This window comes from Vibrio sp. DNB22_10_4, assembly GCF_052879755.1.
In genome coordinates this window covers 838,718-864,330 of record NZ_JBNNXW010000001.1, presented here as the reverse complement: position 1 = coordinate 864,330, position 25,613 = coordinate 838,718, and the positions used below count along the sequence as shown (strand labels likewise).

The following is a 25,613-nucleotide window of genomic DNA, read 5'->3' as shown; positions in this document are numbered from 1 at the left end:
ATTAGCAAATCCTTTAGATAATCAATAGTATGAACGAAAAGCAGTGACAAATACAATAACGCCCTCTTAATTTAGAGGGCGTTATTAGCATTTTATTTACATTCGAGAGATTTAGCGCAAACCATGCAAAAATTCATGGCGCGTTGCAGGGTTAGACTTGAAAATTCCACCCAAAGCGGTTGTTGTTGTCTCACTGGTCGCATCCATCACACCGCGTGACTTCACGCAGTAGTGAACGGCGTCCATAGTCACTGCGACATCGTCTGTTTCGAGCAGTGTCTGCAGAGCAACTAAAATTTGTTGTGTCATGCGCTCTTGCACTTGTGGGCGCTGAGCGAAAAATCTGACAATGCGGTTGATCTTCGATAGGCCGATGATTTTACCACGTGGAATATACGCCACTGCTGCTTTACCATCGATGGTCACTAAGTGATGTTCACAAGTGCTGGTCACCGTGATGTCTTTAACACGCACCATTTCACTGACATCCATTTTGTTTTCGATGACGGTGATTTTTGGGAAGTTCTGGTAATCAAGGCCAGAGAAGATTTCGTCCACATACATCTTTGCGATGCGGTGCGGCGTTTCCATCAAGCTGTCATCGGCGAGATCCAACTGAAGGAGAGTTAAGATCTCACGCATATGGTGTTCAATACGTTCTTTCTTTTCTTCTCTCGACACTTCATTTGGCAACATTGGTGTTTCCAAACCGCGCTCTGATAACGCTGCTTTCACCAATTTTGCTGATTCACTTAAACCTGACATCTTACATCCTCGCACTAACTCCCGTAAGGGCAGACAAGGATACTCGGATTTAATATTAATTACACCCACAAATTCCGTATTGCTTTGTAACTGCAATGATTTGTGGTTCAAATAGTCGCTTTTATCCAAAGGGATAAGCCATTCGCTGGCAAAAATGTGTTACAGTCGATAGGTTTTAAAGATTCAATTAGGATGACTTATCTTATGGGTTGCTGCGACGCACCGGGCTTGATGCCTATAGAAGAAGCATTGAATAAAATGCTCACACCAATCACGCCAATTATCGATACCATTACATTGCCACTCGCTGAAGCGCTAGGGTACGTATTGGCAGAAGACATTCTCTCTCCAATTAATGTTCCACCATTTGATAACTCAGCGATGGATGGTTATGCCATTCGCCTTAGTGATTTCGAGCAATCGACCAACATGAAAATGGTAGGAAAATCATTTGCTGGCGCGCCTTTTGAAGGCGAATGGCCAGCACAAACCACCATTCGTATTATGACTGGCGCTCAGATCCCATCAGGCTGTGACGCGGTGATTATGCAAGAAAATACCACCACTGACGGTGACCTCATCACCTTTGATCAGCCAAACATCAAAACCAACATGAACATCCGCCCTACTGGTGATGATATTCGTGCTAATGATGTGGTTTTGAACAAAGGTGCTCGCCTAACTGCGCGTGATATCCCAATGATTGCGACACTTGGCATCAGTCACATCAGCGTTTATCGTAAACCGAAGGTAGCATTTTTCTCCACGGGTGATGAACTCAAACCACTCGGTAGCGAGCTAGAGCCTGGTCAAATCTATGACAGCAACCGCTATGGTATTAAACCACTGATTGAAAACTTTGGCTGCGAAGCCATTGATCTAGGCATTATCCCTGACTGCCAAGAGACATTAAAAGCAACCTTTGAAAACGCACAACAAATGGCTGATGTGGTGATCACCTCAGGCGGCGTAAGCGTTGGTGAAGCAGACTACACCAAAGATATTCTCGAAGAGCTTGGACAAATAGGTTTTTGGAAGCTTGCGATAAAGCCAGGCAAACCTTTTGCGTTTGGCGAACTTGATACTGCATGGTTCTGTGGCCTTCCTGGTAATCCTGTATCAGCTGTACTTACCATGTATGTTTTGGTTCAGCCTCTGCTGGCTAAGTTGGGTGGTAACAGCGAATGGAAAGCGCCGGAATCTATCCCAGCTATCACTCGTAGCGCATTCAAGAAAGCGCCGGGGCGCACCGATTATCAGCGTGGTATCTATCGTATTGAAAATGGTCAGTTTGTTGTGGAAACGACCGGTAATCAAAGCTCTGGTGCATTCCGCTCAATGAGCTTAGCCAACTGCTTTGTCGTACTGGAACGTGAGCGCGGCTCAGTAGAAATTGGTGAGACTGTACAAATCCAATTATTCAATCCAACACTGTTCTAAGAGGTGATTTTGGATATTCTTTCTGATGAAGAGATGCTTCGCTACAACCGTCAAATCATTCTGAAAAACTTTGATTTTGACGGCCAAGAAGCGCTCAAGCAATCTTCTATCCTTATCATCGGTGCTGGCGGCCTCGGCTGTGCTGCCAGTCAATATCTTGCTGCTGCGGGCGTTGGCGCTTTGACCTTGGTAGATGATGATGTGGTCGAGCTATCAAACTTGCAGCGCCAAGTACTGCATCATGACGCAGGCATTGGACTGAAGAAAGTGGACTCAGCAAGGCAAGCATTGGAGCAGCTCAACCCTCATCTCATCGTTCACACCTTTGATAAGCGTTTGAGGGATGACGAGCTTGAAGCGCAAATCATCAAACATACGCTTGTGCTAGACGCGACGGACAACGTGGAAACACGCAACCAACTTAATCGTCTGTGTTATCGACATAAAATTCCTTTGGTGTGCGGCGCGGCAATTCGTATGGAAGGACAAATTTCTGTCTTTACCTATCAAGACAGCACTCAACCGTGCTATTGCTGCTTGAGCGCGTTGTTTGGAGAAACCAGCCTAAGCTGTGTTGAAGCAGGTGTGATGTCGCCTATTGTCGGGATCATTGGTGCAACCCAAGCACTGGAAGCCATCAAGGTCATTGCCAACTATGGGACACCGAAAGTCGCTAAGTTGATGCTATTTGATGGGCTCACATTAAGCTGGCGCGAAATGGGACTACCTAAATCTAAACAATGCCCTGTTTGTAGCTGATTCTATTCGACACCAACAAAGGAGTACATCGCATGAAACCATTCGCCATCGCGTTTATCCTTCTTCTTGCTGGCGTGAGCCTCTTGTTGGTGTTACTTAAGGTAACCAGCCCTGCTATCGACGGCACAGTCACTGCAACTGTACAAAACCATGTTCTTACTCAATCTCTTGATGGCAATCGTCACTATATGGTGGTCAAGCTCGCCGATGGCTCAACAACAAGATTGGTTACCAATCAAAACTCCTTATGCCCTATCGGCTCACAAGTCGAGCTCAACGTTACCTCTTCTTCTTTGGGTAAGACCAACACCTACCAACTTGAGCAGTGCTTGCCACGCTGACCATGTTCACACTTCAGTTTGTACCAAGAAAGCGGGTATAGACATCGCCGCGATTAGCCTGCATCCTAAAAACAAGGATTAAAACAATAATAAGGAAGTGGCTTATGACCAACACTCTCGTCTCTCCCCAATGGCTTCACTCACAACTTGTCGCCAACCCTAACACCATCATTCTTGATGCTAGTATTGAATTTCAAATTCCTCTAGAGCAGCAAAAAGACAAAAGCGGCGTGATACCAGGGGCACAGCGCTTTGACTATGATACGGTATTTTGCGACCCAGACGCCACGCTCCCACACATGATGCCAACGGCTGAGCGTTTTAATGCTCTTGCGTCTGATCTAGGCATACAGTCCTCTAGCACCATCGTCGTGTATGACAACTCTGGGACGTTTGCATCACCACGTGCTTGGTGGATGTTAAAGTCATTAGGTATTGAGAAGGTGTACGTTCTTTCTGGCGGCCTTCCGGCATGGAAAGAGTCTGGGTACGAAGTGGATAGTGACTATTCAAAACCACAGCCTGCTGAGCTGTATCAATCACTCGACAGCCACTATTTTTTATCGGCAGAGCAAGTATTAGACCACGCGCAAAAGCGCAATGCTCGCATCGTCGATGCTCGCTCTTTGGCTCGTTTTAAGGGAGAAACCCCCGAACCTAGAGAGGGCGTGCGCAGCGGCCACATTCCTAGTGCCGTCTGTTTGCCATTTGCCGAGCTTATGGAAGGCGGTACACTAAAGCCTCAGGAAGAGCTAGCACCTCTGTTTGCATCCATCAGTGGCAGCAAACGCGAGCATTTAGTGTTCAGTTGTGGCTCAGGCGTAACAGCATGCATTCTAGCTCTTGGGGCTTATGTTTGTGGCTACACCAACTTGTCCGTCTATGATGGTTCATGGACTGAATGGGGACAAAGAACCGACTTACCGTTGGAAGTATAATTGCCGTTCTTAGGAGCAATGATTGCTGCAGCGCCGCCCTTCATAGGCGGCGCTTTCCTTTACTACATACATCAAATGTTGATGCTCAATCAGCCAGTGTACGCACCACTAGAATAATGCAACTCATAACTGTGCGAATAGATTTCGAGGATATTGCCAAACGGGTCTTCCATATAGATCATTCGATAAGGCTTCTCTCCTGGATAGTAATAACGCGGCTCTTTCATTCTTCGTTTGCCTCCAGCTGCTACGATTTTGTCTGCTAGCCCTTCTACATCGGGATCCTGTACGCAGAAGTGGAAAACGCCTGTCTTCCAGTATTCAAAGTTATCCTCTGGATTTTCTTGATTATCAAATTGGAACAGTTCGACCCCAATGCGATCGCCCGTCGACATGTGTGCGATGCGAAAATGGTTCCACCCTTCGCCAAATACGTCGGTACACATAACGCCTATGGCGGAGTCGTCTTCGGTGACATCGGTTGGGGGCATAATTAAGTACCAGCCCAAAACTTCGGTATAAAACTTCACGGCAGCTTCCAAATCGGGAACCGATATTCCAATGTGACTAAAAGTACGTGGATAAGTGTGGTTGGTATTGGGTGACGTCATGATTGGTGTCCCTCTCTCGCTGAGAATAAGATACTTCTGATGGATTCGTCGTTATTTATCATATACTCTTCAAGTAATAAGGATTTGTTATCAAATGTAGAGTGTATGATTAACACAACTTGGCTTAACACATTTAAAACTCTAGTAGAGATTGGTCACTTTACCCAAACGGCTGAAAAGCTGTTTATGACTCAACCTGGTGTTAGCCAGCACATCAAAAAGCTTGAAACTAGCCTAAAAGCTGAGTTGATCACTCGGGAAGGAAAAACTTTTGAGCTGACCGAGCAAGGTAGGCTGGTGTACGACTATGCGTGTGAACTGGCCAAGCGAGAAGTTTCATTACTGGAAAAGCTCAAATACGATGATCCTGAATCTGGCAGCCTCAGTTTTTCGGCATCTGGCGCGATAAGCACGGCGCTTTATCCAAAACTTCTTCACCTTCAGACTCAATACCCAGGCTTAAGAGTGAACATCGAAGCCGCTCCTAATCGACGCGTCATAGAAAGTGTCGCCAATGGCAGCATAGACTCTGGCATTGTTACTGCTGTACCACAGCACCCGGATCTATCCGCAGAGCACTTAGGAAAACTGGAATTGTGTCTGATTGGCTCAAAGTCTTCAGTCTCGAAGTTCAGCCCACGAGAGGCATTAGAGCAGCTGGGTGTTATCGACCACCCAGATGCTCAGTACTATTTGCAAAAGTTAATTGATCAAAGTGGACTTGCAGAATTAGAAGGTGCCGAATGGCAAGATTATCGAAAAGTTAGCTATATCAATCAGCACAGTCAGATCTTGCAACCTGTCGCAATGGGAATTGGCGTCACCGTATTGCCCAAGGTCGCTATCGAGTATTCAGAGTATAACGATAAGGTGGATGTCTGGCAGACAGTGGAGCTCGTGAGTGAGCCCCTATACTTTGTGCAGAAGAAACGTAAACGGCTAGCCGCGCGATATTCATTTCTGCTTGATGTCATTAAAGAGACGGAGTTTTCCTAATCCTGTTGCGGGCTGTCTGGCAGGCTTAGCATCTGTTCATCAAGGTTAAGTACTGTCAGTGCGTTGCTTACGCTTGTTGCAACAACATCGACGACACCTGTGCGCAGCGCACCAAGCAGTGCCATTGGCTTACTGTTTTCAGACGCAATCGCAATCACTTCTGAAATCCGGCGAAACTCTTCAAGCCCTAATCCGATTACGCGGTCACTCATTACAGTGTTGGCCGCTCTTCCTTGAATATCGAAAAAATCATAGCCAGCGAAATCACCAACAACGCCCTGATTCAAACGAGACTGAACCACTTCGTCAGTCGTGAACCAACCTAAATCCACCATGTAACTATTTTCGCTCATGTCGCCGACACCAACCACAGCCACATCCGCTTTGCGAGCTAAGTCTAGCGTCTGCTTTACAGTAGCGTTCTGCATAAAGGCCATTTTCTGATCGCGGTTTTCGGCATAAGCGGGCGCATAAAGCGTCTCGGAACTACCGCCATACTTTTTTGCTAATTGACGGCAGATATGGTCTGCGTTGAAGCGCCCGCCTCTCGGGTGGATGCCACCGATACCACATACAAATTTACAATCGCGTGGTGCGATAACACCCATATGATGAGCAACCGCCGACACATTTCGGCCTTGCCCTACCGTGACAACCGTGCCGCCTCGAAGGGTTTGAGCCAAATAGTTAGAGACTAAGCCCCCCACTTGCATGCGCTGCGACTCTTCATCCGGTTGGTCGAGGGCAATCAGTGCGCGTTTAACACCAAAACGTTCAATGAGTCGCTGTTCAATCTTGGCACTGTAGACCGGGTGATACTTAACCGTGATTTCAACGATACCTTCATCCCTAGCCTGTTTAAGTAGACGGCCAATCTTTGCACGAGAAACACCAAACTTCTTCGATATCTCCTCTTGTGTCGCCCCGTCTTGATAGTAGGCCACCGCAATTTCGGTCAGTAAGTCATTGCTGGTTTCGTTGTTGTCATTCTTCATCGATGCATACACCACAAGGATTTTATAAAAATGAGCATTGGCTCATGGCTCAATCATATGCTCAGACATATTGACACCATATCATTCGCTCACCTTCATTACAATTTCTCAGCGGATTTTTTCGCCACTCACACTAAGCCAGAGCCCTTACGTTTATTATCTTTGCTCCACAAATTTGTGCGAACCTGCAAAAACCGAAAATAACGCTAGTAATAACAAATTTTGTACTAGTATTTGGTTGACTTTAATCGTGCATAGGGTAAATATGACTTCAACATTTACTCACGAGTGATGCAAATGTTCAGGCAATTGTAGACCCTCGTGACCAAGCAGTCTTTTAGCGGTGTTGGGGATTAAGTGAATCTTTGAACCGCTGTTTAACATTTGTATTTCGAGGCTAAGTCTCAAATTCTCTGCCCTCTAGAATAGGAACGAACCGATGAGCAATAAATTAGAGCAACTTCGCAAACTAACTACTGTTGTTGCAGACACTGGCGATATCGAAGCGATTCGCAAGTACCAACCACAAGACGCAACGACAAACCCTTCTCTGATTTTAAAAGCGGCGCAGATTGAAGAATACGCACCTCTTATCGACCAAGCTATCGAGTACGCGAAATCTCAAAGCGACAACAAAGCACAGCAAGTACAAGACACTTGCGACATGCTAGCGGTTAACATCGGTAAAGAAATTCTTAAAACTATCCCAGGTCGTATCTCAACGGAAGTTGATGCTCGTCTTTCTTACGATATGGAAGGCAGCGTAGCGAAAGCACGTCAGCTAATGAAAATGTACAACGATGCAGGTATCGCAAACGACCGCATCCTTATCAAGTTGGCTTCTACTTGGGAAGGCATCCGCGCTGCAGAGATCTTGGAAAAAGAAGGCATCAACTGTAACCTAACGCTTCTATTCTCATTTGCTCAAGCTCGTGCATGTGCTGAAGCTGGCGTTTTCCTTATCTCTCCTTTCGTTGGCCGCATCATGGACTGGTATAAAGCGAAAGAAGGTCGTGACTTCGAAGCATCAGAAGATCCAGGCGTGATCTCTGTAGCGGGTATCTACAACTACTACAAAGACCATGGCTACAACACTGTAGTAATGGGTGCGAGCTTCCGTAACACAGGTGAAATCCTAGAGCTTGCTGGTTGTGACCGTCTTACTATCAGCCCACAACTGCTTGCTGAGCTAGAAGAAGCACAAGGCGAAGTAGTAGAGAAGCTTGTCGACTCTAAAGGCTCAAAAGAGCGTCCTGCTGCAATGACTCACGCTGAGTTCCTATGGGAGCACAACCAAGACCCAATGGCGGTAGAGAAGCTAGCAGAAGGCATCCGTAACTTCGCTATCGACCAAGGAAAACTTGAGGCGATGATTGAAGCTAAGCTTTAATCCACATCATTTTCTAGAGGGGAACGTTTGCGTTCCCCTCTTCAATTTTCTCTCTTTATAATCAATTTTTTTCGGAATGTATTATGGATCGTAAACATCTCGCTAATGCTATCCGTGCTCTAAGCATGGACGGCGTTCAACAAGCTAACTCTGGTCACCCTGGCGCGCCTATGGGCATGGCTGACATCGCTGAAGTACTTTGGCGTTCACACCTAAACCATAACCCATCAAACCCAGAGTGGGCTGACCGCGACCGTTTCGTGCTTTCAAACGGCCATGGTTCTATGCTGATCTACTCGTTGCTTCATCTGACAGGCTATGCACTACCGATCGAAGAGCTAAAGAACTTCCGTCAGCTGCACTCGAAAACACCGGGTCACCCAGAATACGGTTACGCACCTGGTATCGAAACAACGACCGGCCCTCTTGGTCAAGGCATCACAAACGCTGTAGGTATGGCTCTGGCTGAGAAAACACTAGCGGCTCAGTTCAACAAAGACGGCCACGACATCGTCGACCACTATACCTATGCATTCATGGGTGATGGCTGTTTGATGGAAGGGATCTCTCACGAAGCATGTTCTCTTGCCGGTACACTAGGCCTTGGCAAGCTCATCGCGTTCTGGGATGACAACGGCATCTCTATCGATGGTGAAGTGGAAGGTTGGTTCTCAGACGATACACCTAAACGTTTTGAAGCATACGGCTGGCATGTTATTCCAGCAGTAGATGGTCACGATTCTGATGCTATCAATGCAGCGATTGAAGCTGCTAAAGCAGATCCACGCCCTACTCTTATCTGTACAAAAACCATCATCGGTTTTGGTTCACCAAACAAATCAGGTTCACACGACTGTCACGGTGCACCGCTGGGCGCTGACGAAATTGCAGCAACACGTAAAGAGCTTGGCTGGGAGTACGGTCCTTTTGAAATTCCAACGGACATCTATGCGCAGTGGGATGCGAAAGAAGCGGGCGCAACTAAAGAAGCTGCGTGGAACGAGAAATTTGCAGCGTATGAAGCAGCCTACCCAGAGTTGGCATCTGAATTCAAACGCCGTGTAAATGGCGAACTACCCGCTGAGTGGGACGAAAAAGCAACACAAATCATTGCTGACCTTCAAGCAAACCCTGCGAACATTGCATCTCGTAAAGCGTCTCAAAACGCACTAGAAGCGTTTGGCGCAATGCTGCCTGAGTTCCTTGGTGGCTCTGCTGACCTTGCTCCGTCTAACCTAACCATGTGGTCTGGTTCTAAGTCTCTCACTGCTGAAGACGCATCTGGTAACTACATCCACTACGGTGTTCGTGAGTTCGGTATGACGGCTATCATGAACGGTATTGCGTTGCACGGTGGCTTTGTACCTTACGGTGCAACCTTCCTAATGTTCATGGAATATGCGCGTAATGCAATGCGTATGGCTGCGCTAATGAAAGTGCAAAACATCCAGGTTTACACTCACGACTCTATCGGTCTGGGTGAAGATGGTCCAACGCACCAACCTGTTGAGCAAATCGCATCACTTCGCCTAACGCCAAACATGAGCACATGGCGTCCATGTGACCAAGTTGAGTCAGCAGTAGCATGGAAATTTGCAATTGAGCGTAAAGACGGTCCTACGTCGCTTATTTTCTCTCGCCAAAACCTAGCGCAACAAGAGCGTGACGCACAGCAAGTGGCTGACATCGCAAAAGGTGCTTACGTGCTGAAAGATTGTGAAGGGACGCCTGAACTAATTCTGATCGCAACAGGTTCTGAGGTTGAGCTAGCGGTTAACGCGGCAGCTGAGCTTTCTGCAGAAGGCAAGAAAGTACGCGTGGTCTCTATGCCAGCAACGGATTTGTTCGACAAGCAAGACGAAACATACCGCGAGTCTGTACTGCCTTCGAGCGTGACTGCACGTGTTGCAATTGAAGCGGGTATTGCCGATTTCTGGTACAAGTACGTTGGCTTTGGTGGCAAGATCGTTGGTATGACTACCTTTGGTGAGTCTGCGCCTGCAGGTGAGCTATTTAAGATGTTTGGCTTCACTACAGAAAATGTCGTGAGCACTGCGAAAACACTTCTAAAGTAATGTAGTCACTCCGCAAGACTGACTAGCCCCCAATGGTTGCATTGCAACCATTGGGGGCTTTTTTATTCATATCATCCACATTCACTGACTGCAGGTTTGTAATCTATCGACTTCTCATTTATTGGACACCAAATAACTTGATCGTTAACTCACCATTTCTAGACTAAAAGTAGGGTACGAAAAGGATTTTCAGTTATGTCTACACTTAAATGGAACACCGAACCATCCGTGCAGCGACCATGGCTTCTATTTTTATTGATCAACTTGCTGCTGATAGCCTCCCCTTCTACTAACGCTAGCGAATTAGCAGTTAAAAACGGTGGAGCAACCGTTATTAGCTTCTCAGAGAAAGAACTTTCTGAGTTACCACAAACAACAATCAACACCGAGCTTCCATGGCTTGAAGGTGAAAATGCTTTCACTGGCGTCACCTTTGAAGCTTTGTTTGCAGCCTCAAACACTCCATTGCCCAACGTTATTACCTTGATTGCTTACAACGACTACAAGGTCAGTATCAAACTTCAAGATATCCAAGATTATCAACCCATTGTTGCCAATCGAAAAAATGGAAAGCGAATGTCGGTGAGAGATAAGGGTCCATTTTGGGTAATATTCCCTCTCTCAGAACATTCTGAGATAGACAATATCGATTATCACGCGATGATGATTTGGCAATTGAAAGAAATCAGATACTAAAATGAAAGCTAGCGAGTGCTTTGAACGATTTCCAATCAGTGTGGTGAAAGCCATACTCGTTGTGCTCACAGCGGGTGTATTAGCGGTCAACGTGATGACCATCGATAGGATAAATCAATTGAACTCAGATCTATCCAACCGAAAAAACGAAGCCACTTGGTTCATATTGCAACTGGTCAAAGAGTATTCAAACTTCATTACTGAAACTCACCTAACCCCCATAAATAAACAGAATCTATGGCTCGCTTACGACCTCACATGGAGTCGTTTCGATATCATATTGAACAGCAAAGAATCGGCTTTATTTATTAAGCAAGCCAACTATAAAACGTTTTTCGAATCTCAGTTTGAAAACTTTCAAGGCTTGGAAAAATCGTTAACTTTAATGGAATCGCAACCTGATTTGCAGCCCGCTTTTCAAAAGCGTGTGGAGCTAAATTTTGAAGCGATGATTCACTTCATCAACGAAAAGTTTCAAATACAAAGTCCGATAACACAAAAAAACCAAACTGAAATTAAACGACTCCTCATTCTACAAAAAGCCAGTACTGTGGCACTGATTATCCTATTCGTCCTCACTGCTTCAATCTTCTGGGTGGACACCAAACTTCGCCTCACACTGCAACGAAAAGATCCGCTGACTTGCTCACTCAACAGAATCGCGTTGAGCCAAGATATTAAAATTTCGAGCATTGAAACTAAATACCATCTGCTGTCGATTCGGCTGCTCAACCTCCCGGAAGTCAATCATAAGTACGGAATTGATTACGGCGATCTCCTCATTAAAACGACAGCAGAGCGAATTAGCAGCGCTATAGGTGAACCCTTGTCACTCTATCGCTACACCGGCTCTCAATTCATCGTTTTAAGTCATTCTGAACAGGGAACAATAACTATAGACGTTGAGCATGATATTCAAAACGCCCTTGCTCAACCGATCAATCTTGCGGATATGACACTGCTACTAGATGTCACTATGAGCCGGGATTCCTATTTGCTTCGCAAGAACTTGGTTGAGAAATTAACTCAGTTATCGAAAAGAGTGGCATTTACATCAAGTTAATTTAATCTGTTTAGCGTTTTATCACGGTAAGATCTGACACTTTTGACTTCAGCTCTGAACCCAAATGCTGAGTATAGAACACACAAAAGTCTTCAAAAGTAAGAGGTTCACTAAACCAGTAACCTTGGAGGTAGTCGCACCCTATGTCGGTAAGATAGCGGCACTGATAAGCAGACTCTACTCCCTCCCCAACCACCCTCGCGTTGCAGCTATGCCCAAGTGAAATGATAGAGTTAAGCATTCTTTCTTTGTTGCCATCGCTCCCTATGTGGTCAACAAAACTCTTGTCCACTTTAAGTTCATCAACGGGATAGTTAAGTAATTGCTGAATTGCAGTATAGCCGGTACCAAAGTCATCCAAGGAAACTTTGAACCCCAGATCACGTAAGCATAGAATGATGGCAATAGTATCTTTGGTACTCTCTACATAGCTGGTCTCAGTGATCTCCAATATCACTCGATCATGGCTGATTCCATGTTGAGAGCACGCACCACATAATTGCTCGACAAATTGATTGTTGTATAGCTCTAGACCTGAGATATTGATAGAAATTGCACCAGTGTAACCCGTATGCTGCTTCAAATCATTGAGAGCAGCGAGGGCAGTTTGAATCACCCAAGCATCAATATCACCGATAAGGTTTGCGCGTTCGGCCGCAGGGATAAATTCTTCTGGCCCGATACCCATCACCTGTAATGCGGGACAACGCACCAATACTTCAATACTCGCAACGGTATAACTTTTCGCATCGATTAGTGGCATAAATAAAAGTTCAAAATCACCCTGCTTACTGCAAGTGAATAGTACTTGCTCAATTTCGTCTTTTCTTAGTAGCTCTGTCATCAACGTTTGATCAAACAATACCAAGCATCGTTGGTTTTTAATCCGTTTCGCTTTGTTCAGTGCTGCTTCCAAACCCTTTTGCCAAAGATAACTTTGTTCCTGATTGCACAAGGGAGAAATTGCCATCGCAAGGTGCAGATTAAAGCCCATATCTCCGAACGTAGATGCTAGATGAAGTCTCTGCTCAGCATGTTTCATAAAATCACACGCTTCATTGTCATCGCTCGCATTAATGAGCGCACAAAAAGTATTGCTCGCAAACCGACTGGTAGAGTAATCACTGAAGCTTGCGCCAACTTTTGATTGGTGACTACAAATTAACTGTCCGATTTCACTTGCTATTTTTTGTAGTAACTTGTCTCCAGAATCTTGCCCATGAAGATCATTGAGCCGCCTAAAGTCAACAATATCCCATGCGACGACATAGGTTTGCTCATTACAATGACTATCAACACGCTGCTCGATGAAGCGGATAAACGAACGACGATTCGCGAGTGTGGTGAGGCTATCAAACTCAGCTTCAAACTTTACTTTGCTTAGACTGTCTATGTAAGCGTTTTTCAACGTAGACACCTCATCATCACCTTTGGCGCGTTTAAAGTAACGAAGCTCTAGCCCCCCACGACGAATATCGTTGAGTAACGAATTAATAGGTCCAATGATATTACTTCGAACTACCCAGTGAATTAGAAACAACATAACAATTAGGATGACTAACATATAGAGCGTCAACTGAACTGCCAACTGCGACTCTATTGGAGCATAGTGTTCGTCGAGAATTGTTAACGACATCGACAGCCCAAGTCCCCTCACATTGATTAGCGTACCGTCAATGTACTCTCGTTCCATTATTTTAGTGGTGATTGGTTCTGCAGGGCTTAGCTCCGAACTGAGCTGATTGAACTCGATACTAATGGAGGGAAGTTTGTTTATTTCTGCAAGTAATAAGTTCAGTTGACTCAAAGGGCCATCAACCACAAGCAGAGCGCGGTCAGTTCTACTCATAGCTTGTTTGTCATCAGGCAATAATTTAGGGTGATGTGCACTAATGCTAAGGTAACGGATTTCACCGGCTATTGAGCGATAAGCGGAGCCTTGTTTGTAAAACAGATCCCCCGTCGATACATGGACATAAGCATCAAAAACGGGCTGATAAACATCATTAGGTAACACAAGAGGCCCAAATGGATCTGGCGACTCTGAGCTCGTTGTCAGTTCGAATGATGGATCAATCACATAAACTGCGACTCCGCCTAACTCAACCCCCCTCTCCTGACGAAGCACATAACGAATATGATTTTCCAAAAAGAGTCGTTGACTGGATTCTCCTAAGCTTTGCAGGTAGTTGATAAACTGAATACTTCCCGAAACTTCATACCCTAGTGCTTCAATACCACTTCGTTCAAAGTTAGCCGCATTCAAACTGTTGGTCAGTTTGGTACTCCATTTTTTTTGCTCAAGATTTTTAAATTCCGACAGCTGCCAAAAATAGAGCGCGGTTCCTGCGGTTACTGTTACCATGAGCAGGATCGGAACTAAAACAACATGCAACCTTTGAAGTAATCTCATCGTCACCTCAAATCTTCGACAATTCGCTGTCTCAGTAACTGCGCTCTATCACTCAACGGTCGATACAAATAACTGTTGCTGATTAATTCAAGATCCGGGTTTATTGCTTTATCATTTAGATACTGTTCCCCAAGCAAATATTCCACATTTCGGTTGGGAGTAGAAAACCATGCAGTTCTTGCGTTTAGCGCTGCAATTTCTGGTGCGGTGAGATACTTAATCACTTGCAATGTCTGATCGCTGAGGGGCTGACCTTCTGGTATCGCTAAACATTCAAGCCATATAATCGTTCCTTCTTTTGGGAGCACATACTGCCACTTAGGTTCGCTTTCATCTAGGGTACTATTTAATACATGGTGATCACCGGAAAAACCAAATGCGATCTCCAAAGAATTCAACGTTTTTTCATCACCAATGGCATCTAAAATATAGTCAGTAGAGCTGAGGTATGGACGCTGTTTTTCAAGCATTTTGTGAGCGACTTGTAGATCTTGTTCTCGTTCCGACAAAGGATCAAGCTCTGCTGCCAACAGTGCTGCGCCTATCAAGTCAACCGGATGAAAGTACATAGAAACCCGCCCTCGAAGCGCTTCGCTAGGTTCTAACAAATCTCTCCATGACGTCACCGCGATACCTTCATCACCACGAAAAACTATGCCGCTCGTACCCCACGCGTATGGGATACCATAGTCACCGCAAGCAGCTACCCATTTCGGGTCAAACCTATCGGCAAGTTCTTCACGCAACGCTTTGATTGGCTTTACTGCTCCCAACTTCCCAAGGCGTTGCAACCGAACGCTCTCTACCATGACGAGATCAATGGTCTTTCCGCGCTCACTGAGGAGCAACTCATCCCGCACAGCTTCATCTGAAAAATATATCTGTTTTAAGTCGGTTTGATGGGTATTTCTGAGTTTATCGATGACGACGGGAGACAGAAACGCCTCCCAGTTATAAAGGTAGATGCTATGTTGAGCCTGAACATAGTGTGAATATAGTGGCGCAGTAAGGCATGCTGCTGCAAGCAGCATTCTCCACGCATATCTAAATTTTGAGCTTAATTCCCTCATGCGCTCGCCTCTTATATTCCCTCATTCAATAGACTAGGCGATTAGGTAAAGCGATGCGACAGCTGGCTTATCTCAATTATGAGATATATCAGTTTTTTGAGTCAGTTTTATCTGTCGCGAGCGCTTTAGTTATCATTTCCATATCTCCTGTGACCATATCGAGACTGACGTGGTAAGCATTGTCAGGATCACCATAGTGTTTAAAGGTGAACTGATAACTGTGAGCGGGATAGAAGATAGGTACATCAACGACTTGTTCTAGATCGTAACCATCTTGAACAAACACTTCTTGAACTTCCACTCGCTGCCGTGCTGCTTCAAGCTCTAACTTACGATCGTAAACGGGAGCCAAAGAGGGATTGCTCGGATAACTGGTACCATCGTTGGCGAGTGTACGCAGCGAACCATCACTCCAAACATAGAAATCTCTCCAGCCATTGTGTTCGCGATTAGACAATAGCACTGGCGTTTCCGTTACTGTCATTCGATGAAGAACGCTGCCTTTGTCATCAAATAGATAAGCGGTACATCCACCAGAACCACAAAAATAAGGGTCTTGCATCAGTACAAACAGCTCATTGCGACCATCATTGTTCAAATCTGCCGCACCAGATTTATATCGATATTGTTTGTCTCTAGGATCCAACGTTTCTGGGATCAGAATATCTTCAACCACCAGTCTATCGATATTGTCGAGCGTAAAGACCTCTGGACGCGGTTCGCTGGTGTATTCATTGCAGCCTTGCAATAAAGCTGCAATTGAAAAAAGGACAATGACTTGTTTCACATCGTTCTCCAAAGAGTAGTCAGGCATTCTAAGTCTATGAAGGTAAACGGTGATTCTCAAGTTTTAATTGAATGATTACAAGGTCGTCACAACGCGAACTGCTAGTAGAATAAGCACCAATCCTGATAGTTGGTCAATCAACTTCGCCTTAGATTTAAGCTTGTTCAGTAAACGAGGTGATGACAGCATGAAAGTGATCAAGGTGTACCACAAACCATCAACGACCAAAGGGGTGAAAACGATGATCGCTTTGTCAGATAACTCACTACCTATGGCAACAAATTGGCTGAAAAGTGCAGTAAAGAACAGGGCGATTTTCGGGCTCAAAAGGGAAATGAGTAACCCTTCTTTTGCCGCAGTCATTACAGAGACTTGCTTGCCCGACTCCAACCGCTCGACAATCCCACCTTTAGAGCGCAGTGCGTTATAGCCTAACCATGCGAGATACAATGCACCTAATAGAGAAATCCCTTTAAACACCAAAGGGAACTGATGCAATAATACCGAGAGACCAAGAACGGTAACGAGCGCGTAAACGCCGATTCCAAACGCATGTGCCCATGCAGTGGCAAGACCATGTTGTCTGCCTCCGGCTAGGCTGTGTTTAGCGACAATAGCCAAGCTCGGGCCTGGTGACATGGCTCCTAACAGACAAATAGCCAAAAGTGATAACCAAATAGTGAAGCTCATAGATTGTATCCTCCGTTGAGCATCAATCTACCACTCACCGTTAATGATTTGAAATCACGATTTGTCATTATCATCATGATTTAAGATCATAATCCTCACTCTCGAACCGAATACATCGAGGTACGCATATGCGCTAGCACTTGTTCACGTAGCCAAGTGTGCGCCGGATCTTGGTCATACTTTGGGTGCCAAATTAGCCAGTAGAGGTGCTTAAGCGGAGTGAATGGCATTTCGAAGATTCGTAACCCAAGTTGCTTAGCTAGGTTAACGGCAATGTGTTCTGGCAACGTAAGCAGTCCGTCACTTTGTGAAAGCATGGCAAAGGCTGAGCTGAAAAATGGAGTCGAGACAAGAATTCTGCGTTCCAGGCCTTCCTCGTTCATCGCTGAATCAAGAAAGCTGTCTTTATCACCCCCCGCTGAAATACGAATGTGAGGATAGGCTTCCAAATCGGAAAAGCTCAGTGCCTTACGACTTTTCAGTGGATGATGCTGGCGAGTCACAATCACAGGTATGTCTTCACCAATTTTTCGGGAGCTCAAACCGCTTGGCGCTTCCGGCAGCATAGTTGAAGCTAGCTGAACGTCTGTATCTCCGAGGCGTTGCAGTAAATTAGGCTCCCAAAGACGATAAGAAAAGTCCATTAATGGCGCGCTTTCTCCAATGCGCCCAACCAATTCTGGGAAGATGTACTGAGCTACATAATCGGAGGATGAAAACGTCAGTGTTTGTTGGTAGTGCTTGGGATCAAACTCGTCATTTCCGAGCACCCGCTGTATATTATCGAGAAGAGGTTCAATCTCATTGCTGAGCTTTATGGCGCGTGGAGTGAGAACGTAGTGGCTACCATCACGCACAAGTAGTGGATCTTGGTAGATCTCACGAAGTTGGCTCAACTGACGGCTGACTGCCGACTGTGTTAGGTTCAATCGTAATGCAGCTCGGCTGACATGACGCTCTGAGAGTAGTACTTGCAATGTGTAGAGAAGATTGAGATTGGTTTTATTGTTCATCGGCCTGCATGCTGTGTTGTACACCCTCCCCCAACATAGTGAGCTACGGTCTCTCTCTAGAGTGGCCTAAGGTGATTATTTCGCCGACTGGATGATCTGATTACTTGATGGCAGATATTCGATGACGGCTTGGTTCTTGCCTTGTTTTTTAGCAGCATACATGAGTTTATCGGCTTCATACAGAGTCTCAAAGTCACTCGCATTTTGATAGATGACACAACCCACACTTACCGTCACCATGTGATAGTCAATTTCCTCAAGAGCGACCTCCCTCGCCGCGCGGCAAATGTTTTCTGCAAGCTGCTCGGAAGCACCTTTCGCCATTTTAACAAAAGCAACTGCAAACTCCTCCCCACCAATTCTGGCTACGGTTTGAGTTGAGGTCGTCAAGCCATTGAGTTTTTCCGCCACACTTTTAATCACCAGATCCCCCTTGATGTGCCCGTAGGTATCATTGATGGACTTGAAGTTGTCGATATCGACAATCATGACGGTCAAATTCCAGTTTGCCTGTCCGTAGAGCTTGAGCTTCTCTAGGAAGTACCGGCGATTCCAGAGTCCAGTTAGCGCATCTGTTTCTGATAGGTGTTTAAGCTTTTGATTGGTTCTCGCCAGTTCAGCTGTGCGCCGCTTTACTGCGAGGTTGAATACGACTAAGTAGAGGATGACTAACGCACCAACAACACCGATAAACAACTTAGGTAAATAGTCAGGATAGACCGTCGTAATGTGCATCCAACGACTTAATATTTGGGTGCGTTCCTGTGCGGTAACATTGTTGAAATCGGCAATCACACTGCCCAGAGCTTGAGCACGCGAAATTGACGTAGCGTAATAAAGCTCTCCTGAATAGAGGTGTTTAACGCCTATAAACTGCCCACTAGCGCGGGAGGTGGTGAGATAATAATTGGCGACTTGCTGATCAGCGACGAATGCTCGGATTCTATTGCCAAGTGCAGCTTCAATCATGAGTGCATTATTAGCAAAAAACGTCAGCGAAACCTTTGGGAAGTGAGTTTGTATATAGTCGGCTTCATAGCCGCCAGAAACCACTCCAACACTGTGTCTATGGTTGCCTTGCAAAAACGCATTCGCATCAAATGTTTGCAAGGATTGGTGGAAGTAAAGCTGAGTGTCTATTGCAAACAAAGTTCGTCCATACGCCAGATACTTCGCTCTCGACTCAGACCAAAGCAGCCCTGCATGAATGTCCGCTTGGTTGTGTTTTACCCGCTCAAGAGATTCTTGCCAATCCACTAATTGAAACTCGATTTCAACACCATTGGCTTCACCATAAGCTTCCCAAAAATCAACCAAAATGCCGGCAGGTTTTCCCGATTCATCAATAAATGAGTATGGTTTCCATGCTTTGGAGTTGGTGACAATTAAACGATTGGATGAGAACGGCTCACTCACTTCAGAAGCGACATCATAGACGTTAAGACTTTGGGGAGGCTCATTATCAAAAGCAAAAGAAGCATGACAGATCAGTACCAGTATAAAGGCTAACGGCCAAACTACCTTAAACCGGGACATAATCAACATGTCACATACTCGCAACTACTTAATAAGAGTCTTATTTATAGCCGCTTATTTTGTGACATGCCTTCCGTATTTTTGAGTTTCTCGACTTAGATCGCACTATGGTCGATCACTAAGGCGTTACTTATATAAAGACTGAGAGATGAATAGAATTTATAAATTATTGCTCATCATCAATAGCAAAGCTAACAGCAGCATCGCTATGAATTTGAGTTGTGTCGTACAGAGGGACAACAGTCTCCGTCTGTTGAATTAACATAGCAATTTCCGTGCAGCCAAGAATAATCGCTTGGGCACCGTTCGCCGCCAGATCGCTAACAATTTGTAGATACTTTTGCTTGGAGGCTTCACGCACCTCCCCTTTGACGAGCTCTTGATAAATCACATCGTGGACACACTTACGTTGCTCATTATTTGGAACCAAGACATCAATACCAAATTGCTGCTCTAAACGACCTTTATAAAAGTCCTGTTCCATGGTGAAGGCGGTGCCAAGTAAGCCGACTTTGGTTACGCCATCTTTGACTAGTTTTTTTGCAGTAGCGTCGGCAATATGAATAAGCGGAATTGACAATCTCTGCTCTATTTCTGGCGCCACTTTGTGCATCGTATTGGTACAAATCAGCAGTGCATCAGCACCTGCCGCCTGAACAGAAAGGGCAGCCTGACTCAAATACTCCGTCGCAGCGTGCCAATCGCCATTTCGCTGCATAGCTTCTATCTCTGCAAAATCAACACTGAAAAGCGCAATCTTTGCGGAGTGGAACCCGCCTTTCGCAGTCTTTACACCTTCATTGATTGCTTTGTAATAGTTTGCTGTCGATTCCCAGCTCATTCCACCAAGCAGGCCGATTGTTTTCATTTTGATTCCTTGTCGTCTTCCTAAGGTCTGACTATAACCAACTAAGTCAATCATAATCAATAAAGTTGGTAAGGGCTTTCCTACATTTATCACTAAACTTCAGATACTAAGCACAGCCCTTATTGAACAAAGACTCAAGAGTAATCTGACCAGTAAAATTAGTTGCTCAAAATGCTAAAGAATCCTCTCATAGTACCGATACCATATTTAGTTATACAAAACAGTGTTCTCAATAATAAACACATTTCATAACATCTTATATACAATCAACATCAGTCAACAAATAGATCAATAGTTTTAGCGAATCTAGGACGTAGTATGAAATTCAGCCACAAAATCGTGTCCGCCTCGGCGGCATTACTGCTTGTTACCGTCTCAACTTTGGGCATCACTCAGTTGGTTACCGTGCGTAGCGAGCTTCAAAATCACATTGATAGCAGCATACATGAGCTGACAACGGGCATTAAAAACACCATCACCTATGACTTAAACGCCAAGCGTGATATTGCGAGTTCAGTAACTGAATCTCTGGAAATTGATCCTAAGAACCGCCAGTTTGTAACCGAGGTAGTCACAACCCCAACTCTACGAAGCAGTTTTCAAGCTGTCGGTATTGGCTATGAAAACGATGGTTCATTGGTCAGCAACGATGGTTGGGTGCCTGATAGCAGCTATGACGCACGTACACGTCCTTGGTATCAAGAAGCAAAACAGTCCAATAGCACTATCATCACTGATCCATATGTAGATTCATCAACCAAAAATGTCATCATTTCGCTCGGCTCAGCACTTAACGACGACTCTGGTCGCTTTATTGGCAGTGTTGTTTTCGATGTGACTTTAACAACCTTGGCTGATCTCGTGAATCAAACCGATCTATTTGGAGCAGGCTATTTGTTTGTCGTGACTGACAAAGGTATGACCATTGCTCACCCAGATAGCACATTCAACGGCCAACCCGTGACTAAGTTTGTTCCCGGTATTCAGCTTCAATCTGGCGCTCAACAGCTTTCGATCAACGGCCAAGATTACCAAGTCAACTTAATGCAAGTGCCTGAGGAAAAATGGTACGTCGGTGCAATCATTGATAAAAGCATCGCATTTTCCGCGATTAGTAGCATGCGTAATCAATCCATTCTATTTACTGTTATTGGTCTGATCGTCAGTGTCATCGCTTTAACGGTACTTATTCGCTTTCTAATGCGCCCACTCAATGACCTAAATTCGGCAATTCAAGATGTGGCCAACGGCAACGGTGACCTAACTCATCGTCTTGATACCAATACCGATGAGGAGTTTGCCGAGCTTGCTAAAGGGTTTAATACCTTCACTGGCAATCTTCAGCAGCAGATAATTCAGTCGAAGCAAATCTCTACTAAGATCTTGGCATTAACGCAGCAAACAACTGAAGGCGCGAAACACTCTGCAATAGCGATGAACACTCAGCTTCAAGAGTTAGAGCAACTCGCGACCGCAATGAACGAGATGGCAAGCACATCTTCAGAAGTTGCGAACAATGCACAAGGAGCAGCAAGCGCGGCGCAAGCAGCGGATAGTGCAACTCAAGAAGGTTCAGAAGTCGTTTTAGATACCACAAGTGCCATCACTAATCTGTCAAACAGTATTCAAGAAGCTGTCATTGAAGTTCAGGGTTTGGAAACAGCCACTGACAACATCGAAACCATTCTTAAAGTCATCAACGACATCGCCGATCAAACTAACCTGCTAGCGCTAAACGCGGCAATTGAAGCTGCACGCGCCGGTGAATCTGGACGCGGTTTTGCCGTAGTAGCGGATGAAGTTAGAACGCTAGCGCAGCGCACTCAAGAGTCGACGACAGAGATTCGCAACATGATCGAGCAACTTCAATCTGGCGCACACTCGGTATCGGCAGCAATGGCACAAAGTAAAGACAGTGCAACGCTCGCTGTAGATCGTGCGCAGTCAGCAAACGATGCGTTAGAACGTATCCGCCAATCTATTGCGCAAATCTCTGACATGAACATGCAGATTGCTGCGGCTGCTGAAGAGCAAAGCCTAGTAGCGGAAGAGATCAACGCGAATACAGTTAAGATTAAAGACCTTAGCGAACAGGTTTCCGAGGCCGCTGATGGCGCGAATGCTGCGATGACAGATCAATTTGAGAATGTCCACCAGCAAGAAGCTATTCTAAGCCGCTTTAAAGTTTAATCGATGGGGCGCCTCTATTTAGGCATCTGAATAGAGGCGTTCCCTTTTCTCCGCTCCATCACCCTACTTGCATTTAAACGACTTCCTTTTCATCTTCTCCATTTCATCCAATAGATTAATTATCGGCATTTTCTGGAAATAACCAGAGTTATTAACTACCTTGTTACTATAAATTGAAACTTTGCATCAATTCCATGGAATGAATAATTTACAATTCAAATAACAATTAAATTCACCACAAAAATTGACTTTCAAAAACATACAAATTACCTACCAATTCTTCTCAGAACCCACGAGTAAACATACATTTTTTGCGTGTAATCGATGAAATGTTAGTCAAGCACTGGCAAATTATATTCACCTCGCAACTCTATGGCTTCGAATGTAGTCATGCTAAAAATCCAAATATCTCCAGAATCTTTGTCTATAATATGCAATGAAGTGACTAGCAAAAATCAGAAATTGGCACTGCCTGTCTAGGATTTTATAGAAAAACATACAACCAACGTTTAAATAATCAGCAGTTGACAACATTTTTCCTACAAAAGTCAGAAAAAAACACTTTTAAGGGTTCCAACTGCAACCATAAACTGGTTTACTTGTCACTGTTAGCGCGCCTCTACAACTTTTAGAAGGTGTATATAAAAAAATACACACAACGTTTCGGCGCCAAAGTTACGGACAAACACAACAGATTAATTGGAGTTATCGTGGCAACGAGCAACACAAACGCAGCACCCCGCGACAATTGGGGTTCGAAGCTTGGCTTCGTAATGGCCGCAGCAGGTTCTGCTGTAGGTCTTGGTAATATTTGGAAATTCCCATACACAGCAGGCGAAAATGGCGGTGGTGCATTCATCGTTATCTATCTTGCATTTGTTATTTTCATTGGTTTTAGCGTAATGCTGACTGAATTTGCTGTTGGTCGTAAGACTGGTCGCAGTGCAGTTGGTGCTTTTAAATCGACAGACGGTCGCTGGACATTTGTTGGGGTAATTGGCGTACTAAGTGGTCTACTTATCATGGGTTTCTACCCGGTAGTAGGTGGCTGGGCGCTGGCTTATGTTCAGAAAGTCGCAACAGGCCTGTTGAGCACACCTGAAGCCATCGGTGATAGCTTTGGTGGTTTCATCACAGACCCTGTACAGCCTCTTCTTTGGATGGGTGTCTACTTGCTAATGAACATCATCATCGTTAGCCGTGGTATTTCAGGTGGTATCGAAAAAGCAGGTAAGATCCTGATGCCGATCCTATTCCTTATCCTAATCATCGTATCGGTGAAAGGCCTTTCACTACCTGGCGCGATGGCAGGTGTTGAGTTCCTATTCAGCCCAGACTTCTCGAAAGTAGATAGCGGCGTTGTGCTCGCAGCACTTGGTCAAGCATTCTTCTCTCTAAGCCTAGGTATGGGTTGTATGATCACATACGGTAGCTACCTGAAGAAGAAAGAGAACCTAGTTCAAACGACAGGTATGGTTACGGCAATGGACACGGGTGTTGCTATCCTAGCGGGTATCGCAATGTTCCCGGCAATGTTTGCTCTGGGTATGGAGCCAGCAGCAGGTCCTGGTCTAGTATTCGTCGTTGTTCCTCAGCTATTTGCTGAAATGGGCGGCGTTGGTCTTATCTTCGCACTACTGTTCTTCGTTGGTCTAACGGTTGCAGCACTGACATCTTCAGTTTCTCTACTAGAGGTTGTTGTGTCTTACCTAATCGACGAGAAAGGCCTGAAACGTTCTACAGCCGTGCTTTCTGCAGCAGCAGTAATGGCAGTGCTATGTATCTTCGCTTCTCTATCGCTAGGCGGTGTAGGTCCTACTCTGTTTGATACAGGTGCATTCGATATCTTCGACCTAATGACTGATAAGATCTTCCTAGCAGTTGGCGGTATGTTGGTATGTATCTTCGCTGGTTGGAGACTAAGCCGCGAAGAGCTAGAGAAAGAAATCACTAACGATGGTGAGGTTAAATTCCCACTATTCGGTCTGTGGTACAACCTAGTTAAATTTGTTATCCCTGTAGCAGTAGCTATCGTAGCATTCGCTGGTATCTCTAGCGGCTTCGACAGCGGTAAGGGTCCTATCATGCTGATTGGTCTTGGTATCATCGCATTGACTGGTGTGCTTTCTAAGAAGCTGTAACCAAGCTCTAAAATCTATCAAGCCCTCACCTAATGGTGGGGGCTTTTTTTCTCTGTTACTCCCAGTGATGGGTAACGTTATAGCAAGATAGATATCGATACGTACAAAAAATCCCGACTCTAGGTCGGGATTTTGATTTATTACTTATTTGAACGCAGCAGTTCAATCAGCGCTATTTAGCTTCACCATAACGTTCTAAATATAAAATCGTCGCAGCCGTTCTTGATGGCACTTGCAGCTTTCTCAACAGGCTTTTCATGTGCACTTTGACTGTCGATTCAGAGATGAACAAACGGTCGGCGATTTGTTTATTCCTAAACCCTTTCGCTACCTCTTTAAGAATTTGCATCTCTCTTTCTGTTAGCGTGGTAAACACATCACTGATATTCGCGCGCTCACTCAAATACGTTTTGATCGCACCACTAAACGCTTTGCTGCCATCACTTAGACCGCGAAGGAGTTCGACTATCTCATCTGGCTCAGTGTCTTTTAGTAAGTACCCGTCGGCACCGGCTTTCACCAACGAATCGATATCGGCAGGAATGTCAGAGACCGTCAGGATGACAATAAAGCCCTGGAAGTCATCTTCACGAAGCGCTTTTAGCGTATCTAAACCCGACATGCCTTTCATATTGAGGTCGAGAAGCACCAAATCCGGTTCTATCTCTTTAGCCAAGGCTACAGCATCTGAGCCATTGCTGGCTTCTGCGACGACTTCAAAGTCATCCTCAAAGCTGAGCAACTGACCAATGCCGCGCCTCATTAATGGATGGTCATCGACTAACATGACTTTACATTCGCTCACTGAGTGGCTCCTTCGCTTTGTTATGTTTTTG

Annotated in this window: 22 protein-coding genes; 11 read left to right on the top strand and 11 right to left on the bottom strand. The window is 45.2% G+C overall.

Going from position 1 to position 25,613, the window contains the following annotated elements; genetic code table 11:
• Positions 1–111: 111 nt before the first annotated feature.
• Entirely contained in the window at positions 112–765 is a 654-nt protein-coding gene (gene folE / locus ACVA6Q_RS03700) for a GTP cyclohydrolase I FolE (RefSeq protein ID WP_353499505.1), read from the bottom strand.
• 204 nt (positions 766–969) lie between these two features.
• Between folE and moeA the strand changes: the two genes are divergently transcribed.
• The 4 genes from moeA to ACVA6Q_RS03680 all read left to right on the top strand — a co-directional run bounded on the left by moeA (position 970) and on the right by ACVA6Q_RS03680 (position 4,243).
• The gene (moeA, locus tag ACVA6Q_RS03695; protein ID WP_446647174.1) at positions 970–2,205 is read left to right on the top strand and encodes a molybdopterin molybdotransferase MoeA; all 1,236 of its coding nucleotides are present in this window, start codon (positions 970–972) and stop codon (positions 2,203–2,205) included.
• Positions 2,206–2,214: 9 nt separating this feature from the next.
• Positions 2,215–2,964 carry a molybdopterin-synthase adenylyltransferase MoeB gene (moeB, locus tag ACVA6Q_RS03690; RefSeq protein WP_446646565.1) on the top strand — a complete coding sequence of 250 codons (750 nt, stop codon included), beginning with the start codon at positions 2,215–2,217 and terminating at the stop codon, positions 2,962–2,964.
• 32 nt (positions 2,965–2,996) lie between these two features.
• Entirely contained in the window at positions 2,997–3,305 is a 309-nt protein-coding gene (locus ACVA6Q_RS03685) for a hypothetical protein (RefSeq protein WP_446646564.1), read from the top strand.
• A 104-nt stretch (positions 3,306–3,409) separates the two neighbouring features.
• Entirely contained in the window at positions 3,410–4,243 is an 834-nt protein-coding gene (locus ACVA6Q_RS03680) for a sulfurtransferase (protein WP_446646563.1), read from the top strand.
• Positions 4,244–4,332: 89 nt separating this feature from the next.
• Here ACVA6Q_RS03680 and ACVA6Q_RS03675 read toward each other — a convergent pair whose 3' ends face one another.
• Complete coding sequence (locus tag ACVA6Q_RS03675) at positions 4,333–4,854, bottom strand: lactoylglutathione lyase family protein (protein WP_446646562.1); 522 nt, start codon at positions 4,852–4,854, stop codon at positions 4,333–4,335.
• Positions 4,855–4,959: 105 nt separating this feature from the next.
• Between ACVA6Q_RS03675 and ACVA6Q_RS03670 the strand changes: the two genes are divergently transcribed.
• Positions 4,960–5,850 (top strand): LysR family transcriptional regulator, encoded by an 891-nt coding sequence (locus tag ACVA6Q_RS03670; protein WP_446646561.1) that lies wholly within the window; start codon positions 4,960–4,962, stop codon positions 5,848–5,850.
• On the opposite strand, the gene ACVA6Q_RS03665 is transcribed toward ACVA6Q_RS03670, so the two are convergent.
• Positions 5,847–6,845: a sugar-binding transcriptional regulator gene (locus tag ACVA6Q_RS03665; protein ID WP_353499511.1), complete on the bottom strand. Its 999-nt coding sequence runs from the start codon at positions 6,843–6,845 to the stop codon at positions 5,847–5,849. The genes ACVA6Q_RS03670 and ACVA6Q_RS03665 overlap by 4 nt on opposite strands.
• Before the next feature lie 439 nt (positions 6,846–7,284).
• Between ACVA6Q_RS03665 and tal the strand changes: the two genes are divergently transcribed.
• The 4 genes from tal (at position 7,285) to ACVA6Q_RS03645 (ending at position 12,069) form a co-directional block, all read left to right on the top strand.
• Positions 7,285–8,235 (top strand): transaldolase, encoded by a 951-nt coding sequence (gene tal / locus ACVA6Q_RS03660; protein ID WP_353499512.1) that lies wholly within the window; start codon positions 7,285–7,287, stop codon positions 8,233–8,235.
• Positions 8,236–8,318: 83 nt separating this feature from the next.
• The gene (gene tkt, locus ACVA6Q_RS03655) at positions 8,319–10,310 is read left to right on the top strand and encodes a transketolase (protein ID WP_446646560.1); all 1,992 of its coding nucleotides are present in this window, start codon (positions 8,319–8,321) and stop codon (positions 10,308–10,310) included.
• A gap of 195 nt (positions 10,311–10,505) precedes the next feature.
• A complete protein-coding gene (locus ACVA6Q_RS03650) occupies positions 10,506–11,006 on the top strand; it encodes a hypothetical protein (protein WP_446646559.1) in 501 nt (166 codons plus the stop codon).
• A 118-nt stretch (positions 11,007–11,124) separates the two neighbouring features.
• Positions 11,125–12,069, top strand: a complete 945-nt coding sequence (locus ACVA6Q_RS03645; RefSeq protein ID WP_446646558.1) for a diguanylate cyclase domain-containing protein — start codon at positions 11,125–11,127, stop codon at positions 12,067–12,069.
• Positions 12,070–12,079: 10 nt separating this feature from the next.
• On the opposite strand, the gene ACVA6Q_RS03640 is transcribed toward ACVA6Q_RS03645, so the two are convergent.
• The 7 genes from ACVA6Q_RS03640 to ACVA6Q_RS03610 form a co-directional block, all read right to left on the bottom strand.
• On the bottom strand, positions 12,080–14,482 hold the full coding sequence (locus ACVA6Q_RS03640) for an EAL domain-containing protein (RefSeq protein ID WP_446646557.1): 2,403 nt from the start codon (positions 14,480–14,482) through the stop codon (positions 12,080–12,082).
• Between the two features lie 2 nt (positions 14,483–14,484).
• Complete coding sequence (locus ACVA6Q_RS03635; RefSeq protein WP_446646556.1) at positions 14,485–15,552, bottom strand: ABC transporter substrate-binding protein; 1,068 nt, start codon at positions 15,550–15,552, stop codon at positions 14,485–14,487.
• Between the two features lie 88 nt (positions 15,553–15,640).
• Positions 15,641–16,366, bottom strand: coding sequence for a hypothetical protein (locus tag ACVA6Q_RS03630; protein ID WP_446646555.1), 726 nt, complete (start codon positions 16,364–16,366; stop codon positions 15,641–15,643).
• 48 nt (positions 16,367–16,414) lie between these two features.
• Positions 16,415–17,029 (bottom strand): LysE family translocator, encoded by a 615-nt coding sequence (locus tag ACVA6Q_RS03625; RefSeq protein WP_446646554.1) that lies wholly within the window; start codon positions 17,027–17,029, stop codon positions 16,415–16,417.
• 95 nt (positions 17,030–17,124) lie between these two features.
• Positions 17,125–18,042 (bottom strand): LysR family transcriptional regulator, encoded by a 918-nt coding sequence (locus ACVA6Q_RS03620; protein WP_446646553.1) that lies wholly within the window; start codon positions 18,040–18,042, stop codon positions 17,125–17,127.
• A gap of 75 nt (positions 18,043–18,117) precedes the next feature.
• Positions 18,118–19,587: a transporter substrate-binding domain-containing diguanylate cyclase gene (locus tag ACVA6Q_RS03615; protein ID WP_446646552.1), complete on the bottom strand. Its 1,470-nt coding sequence runs from the start codon at positions 19,585–19,587 to the stop codon at positions 18,118–18,120.
• 157 nt (positions 19,588–19,744) lie between these two features.
• Complete coding sequence (locus ACVA6Q_RS03610) at positions 19,745–20,446, bottom strand: aspartate/glutamate racemase family protein (RefSeq protein WP_446646551.1); 702 nt, start codon at positions 20,444–20,446, stop codon at positions 19,745–19,747.
• 318 nt (positions 20,447–20,764) lie between these two features.
• Here ACVA6Q_RS03610 and ACVA6Q_RS03605 point away from each other — a divergent pair, with 318 nt between their 5' ends.
• Both ACVA6Q_RS03605 and ACVA6Q_RS03600 read left to right on the top strand, forming a co-directional pair.
• Complete coding sequence (locus ACVA6Q_RS03605) at positions 20,765–22,636, top strand: methyl-accepting chemotaxis protein (RefSeq protein ID WP_446646550.1); 1,872 nt, start codon at positions 20,765–20,767, stop codon at positions 22,634–22,636.
• 710 nt (positions 22,637–23,346) lie between these two features.
• Positions 23,347–24,777 (top strand): sodium-dependent transporter, encoded by a 1,431-nt coding sequence (locus tag ACVA6Q_RS03600; protein WP_353499524.1) that lies wholly within the window; start codon positions 23,347–23,349, stop codon positions 24,775–24,777.
• A gap of 172 nt (positions 24,778–24,949) precedes the next feature.
• Here the strand turns inward: ACVA6Q_RS03600 and ACVA6Q_RS03595 are convergent, their stop codons facing one another.
• Positions 24,950–25,582, bottom strand: a complete 633-nt coding sequence (locus ACVA6Q_RS03595) for a response regulator (protein WP_353499525.1) — start codon at positions 25,580–25,582, stop codon at positions 24,950–24,952.
• Positions 25,583–25,613 lie beyond the last annotated feature (31 nt).

Bases quoted from the DNA above. Each gene is read 5' to 3' on its own strand.
- ACVA6Q_RS03605 (WP_446646550.1), top strand. From the start codon at position 20,765: ATGAAATTCAGCCACAAAATCGTGTCCGCCTCGGCGGCATTACTGCTT.
- ACVA6Q_RS03675 (WP_446646562.1), bottom strand. From the start codon at position 4,854: ATGACGTCACCCAATACCAACCACACTTATCCACGTACTTTTAGTCAC.
- tkt (WP_446646560.1), top strand. From the start codon at position 8,319: ATGGATCGTAAACATCTCGCTAATGCTATCCGTGCTCTAAGCATGGAC.
- ACVA6Q_RS03620 (WP_446646553.1), bottom strand. From the start codon at position 18,042: ATGAACAATAAAACCAATCTCAATCTTCTCTACACATTGCAAGTACTA.
- ACVA6Q_RS03630 (WP_446646555.1), bottom strand. From the start codon at position 16,366: ATGCCTGACTACTCTTTGGAGAACGATGTGAAACAAGTCATTGTCCTT.
- ACVA6Q_RS03615 (WP_446646552.1), bottom strand. From the start codon at position 19,587: ATGTTGATTATGTCCCGGTTTAAGGTAGTTTGGCCGTTAGCCTTTATA.
- ACVA6Q_RS03635 (WP_446646556.1), bottom strand. From the start codon at position 15,552: ATGAGGGAATTAAGCTCAAAATTTAGATATGCGTGGAGAATGCTGCTT.
- tal (WP_353499512.1), top strand. From the start codon at position 7,285: ATGAGCAATAAATTAGAGCAACTTCGCAAACTAACTACTGTTGTTGCA.
- ACVA6Q_RS03610 (WP_446646551.1), bottom strand. From the start codon at position 20,446: ATGAAAACAATCGGCCTGCTTGGTGGAATGAGCTGGGAATCGACAGCA.
- ACVA6Q_RS03680 (WP_446646563.1), top strand. From the start codon at position 3,410: ATGACCAACACTCTCGTCTCTCCCCAATGGCTTCACTCACAACTTGTC.
- ACVA6Q_RS03665 (WP_353499511.1), bottom strand. From the start codon at position 6,845: ATGAAGAATGACAACAACGAAACCAGCAATGACTTACTGACCGAAATT.
- ACVA6Q_RS03625 (WP_446646554.1), bottom strand. From the start codon at position 17,029: ATGAGCTTCACTATTTGGTTATCACTTTTGGCTATTTGTCTGTTAGGA.
- ACVA6Q_RS03670 (WP_446646561.1), top strand. From the start codon at position 4,960: ATGATTAACACAACTTGGCTTAACACATTTAAAACTCTAGTAGAGATT.
- moeA (WP_446647174.1), top strand. From the start codon at position 970: ATGGGTTGCTGCGACGCACCGGGCTTGATGCCTATAGAAGAAGCATTG.
- ACVA6Q_RS03685 (WP_446646564.1), top strand. From the start codon at position 2,997: ATGAAACCATTCGCCATCGCGTTTATCCTTCTTCTTGCTGGCGTGAGC.
- ACVA6Q_RS03640 (WP_446646557.1), bottom strand. From the start codon at position 14,482: ATGAGATTACTTCAAAGGTTGCATGTTGTTTTAGTTCCGATCCTGCTC.
- folE (WP_353499505.1), bottom strand. From the start codon at position 765: ATGTCAGGTTTAAGTGAATCAGCAAAATTGGTGAAAGCAGCGTTATCA.
- ACVA6Q_RS03650 (WP_446646559.1), top strand. From the start codon at position 10,506: ATGTCTACACTTAAATGGAACACCGAACCATCCGTGCAGCGACCATGG.